Origin of the sequence: Acetobacter senegalensis (assembly GCF_001580995.1) — a bacterium.
Classification (GTDB): domain Bacteria; phylum Pseudomonadota; class Alphaproteobacteria; order Acetobacterales; family Acetobacteraceae; genus Acetobacter; species Acetobacter senegalensis.
The window spans coordinates 1-505 of sequence record NZ_LHZU01000002.1 but is presented as its reverse complement, the minus strand read 5'-3'; the positions used below and the strand labels follow the sequence as shown (position 1 = coordinate 505).

At 61.0% G+C, this 505-nt stretch carries 1 protein-coding gene; it reads right to left on the bottom strand.

What is annotated here, in order from left to right:
* Positions 1–505: DNA polymerase (locus AD948_RS00010; protein ID WP_248845849.1), on the bottom strand; the 505-nt coding region annotated here is incomplete at both ends.

Here is a 505-nt window from a genome sequence, read left to right as displayed (position 1 = left end):
CGGATGCCGGGGTAGCGGGCGAAGTACGCATCAATATAGGAACGTGCTTCCCCTGCCGGAATACCAAGTTGCCGCCCCAGCCCGAAAGCCGAGATCCCGTAGATGATACCGAAATTGATGGCCTTCGCGCGGCGGCGGGTGAGGGCATCCATGCCTTCCAGCGGCACACCGAACACTTCGGACGCCGTGCGGGCGTGAATATCCTGCCCCAGCGCAAAGGCTTCCCGCAGGGCCGGAATATTCGCCACATCCGCCAGCAGCCGCAGTTCGATCTGTGAGTAGTCGGCAGACACCAGTTTCTTGCCCTTGGGCGCAATAAATGCCTGCCGGATACGCCCACCTTCTTCCGTGCGGATGGGAATGTTCTGCAAATTCGGCTCGTTGGAAGAAAGCCGCCCTGTGGTGGTGATGGCCATCTGGAAGGACGTATGCACGCGGTCTTCCGTGGTGGTCTGGCGCAGCAGGGCATCCGTGTAGGTGCTTTTCAGCTTGGCAAGCTGCCGCC